2 protein-coding genes and 1 pseudogene are annotated in these 2138 nt (G+C 73.8%); all 3 read left to right on the forward strand.

What is annotated here, in order from left to right; translation table 11 throughout:
- Window positions 1–697, forward strand: a 697-nt coding sequence (locus ABZW32_RS39735) for a hydroxymethylcytosylglucuronate/cytosylglucuronate synthase (RefSeq protein ID WP_356225784.1), incomplete at its 5' end; no start/stop codon positions are given.
- 136 nt (window positions 698–833) lie between these two features.
- Entirely contained in the window at window positions 834–1823 is a 990-nt protein-coding gene (gene blsE, locus ABZW32_RS39740) for a cytosylglucuronate decarboxylase (protein WP_356225785.1), read from the forward strand.
- Window positions 1811–2138, forward strand: a pseudogene (locus tag ABZW32_RS39745) (CGA synthase-related protein); the annotation flags it as partial. The gene blsE and the pseudogene ABZW32_RS39745, both read left to right, overlap by 13 nt.

Genomic DNA, 2138 nt, shown 5'->3' on the forward strand with positions numbered 1-2138 from the left:
GCGCGCCGGACGCCCGTACCGCCGGGCGCTGATCAGCCTGGGCGGTCTGCGGGCGCCGGGTCTGGTGGATCCGCGGCACTATCCGAGCCTGGTGGTCCCGGCCGCCCTGGAAGCCCTCGCCGCCCACGGGATCGAGGAGGTGCACATCGCCGGCAACCTGCCCGGCGACCTCGCGGGCCTCCTCGTCGACTCCTGCGTCGCCCCGCCTCGAACGACCGCCGGCCCACTGGGGCACGGCGCGTTCCTGGAACGGCTGGACGCCTGCGACGTCCTGCTCACCTCACCCGGTCTGACCACCCTGCTCGAGGCGGGCGGACTGGACGTCCCCACCGTCTGCCTGCCGCCGCAGAACCTCAGCCAGATCTTCAACGGCCGTTACCACAGCCAGGCGCTCGGGGCCCGAGTGCGGGTGCCGTGGCCCAAGGACGTGCTCGTCGAGGACGAGGCGCTGGCGCTCCGCTCGGAGGGCGAGGACCGCGCTCTCGAACACATCTACGGCGCGATCGGGGCGGCGGCGCAGGGCGACGACCGGCAAGGGATCGGCCACGCCCTGCGCGACGGCGTCCTCGAAGCGCTGCGCCGGTCCGCCGCAGTCGCAGAGTGGGGCGCCCTCACCACCGCGGTCGGCACCGGCGGCGCGGCCCAGGTGGCCGACGCGCTGCTCGCGGTCCTCGGCGCGGCGGAGCCGCACCCCTGATCCGGTGGAACCTCACGTACCGGTCCGCCCGGCAACCGCCCGGAGCCGTTCCACCCGCCCCGTCCCACCTGTCCGTCCCGCCGGCCCGTCCGCCCGTCCCGCCCGTCCCGTGAGTGGCCTGGAAGGTCTGCACCCCGTGCGTACACGCGATCGCTACCTCTTCATCAGGATCCTCGAAGCCTGCAACGCCGACTGCTTCATGTGCGACTTCGCCCTTTCCCGCGACACGTTCCGTTTCTCCCCGGAGGACTTCGAGGACCTGCTGCCCAAGGCCCGGGATGCCGGAGTGGGCTACGTCCGCTTCACCGGAGGCGAACCGCTGATGCATCCGGACGTGGTGGAGCTGGTGCGCTCGGGCACGGCCGCGGGGATGAGGATGTCGCTCATCACCAACGGCTCGCAGCTGCCCCGGATGGCCGCCCCCCTGGCCGATGCCGGCCTGGCCCAGGTGATCGTCAGCCTGGACGGCTCCTCCGGCGCCACCCACGACGTCTACCGCCGCTCTCCCGGCATGTTCGACAGCGGGCTGCAGGGGCTGCGGGCCGCCTCCGCGCTCGGTGTCCTGCCCAGGGTCAACACCGTGGTCGGGCCGCACAACTACACCGAGATGCCGAGGCTGCAGGAGGTCCTCACACGGGCGGGGGTGCGCCAGTGGGAGCTGTCCGCGCTCAAACTCGACCGAACCATCACCTACCCCGACGCCGATCACGTCCGCGGCGTGTGCGATCCGATCTACGACGCCGACCCGGCCGCGCTGCTGGTCCCCATGGGCAAGCGCTTCTACGGCGACACCCCGCAGGAGCAGGAGCGGTACTTCTCCCGGTCCGTCACCCCCCGCGCCGCCGAACCGCTGTGCCACGTCGCCGACGACGTCATCTACGTCGACGGCAAGTACGGGCGGATGTACGCGTGCAGCTGCATCCCCCACCGGGAGGGCGACGGCGGACCCGGTGGTGCGCCTCTGCGGGAGCAGGGGGTGATCCGGCTGGACACCCCGGCGTTCCGGGCTCACGCCGACTACTTCCGCGAGCGCGGCCCCGAGGTGTGCGGCGGGTGCTCCACCACCGCCGCCGGATACAGCGACGACGTGGCCCGGCTGGGGGCGGTGGGAGCATGGCACTACTGACCCCGGCGGAGGATCCCCCGGCCACGCCGGGCACCCGCACCGCGCACGGCCCGCGGGTGCTGCTGAGCGCCCGCGAGGACCAGCTCGACTCGACCCTCGCCCTGCGCCGGGTCGCCGCCCACCTCGGCGGCCTGCGCCGGACCGGCTGGTCCGAGCTAGAACCACCACCGGTCGCGGCGCTGGTCTGCGACGACGCGGCCGCCACCGAACGGCTCCTGGACCTGGGCGTACCGGTGGTGCACCTGGAATCGGGCCCCTGCGGACCGCACGCGGTCGGCGCGCCGCCCGGGCGTGCGCTCGGACGGGTCCACCGGC

The sequence above is a fragment of the Streptomyces sp. NPDC004667 genome (genome assembly GCF_040609475.1).
In the GTDB taxonomy this organism is placed as follows: domain Bacteria; phylum Actinomycetota; class Actinomycetes; order Streptomycetales; family Streptomycetaceae; genus Streptomyces.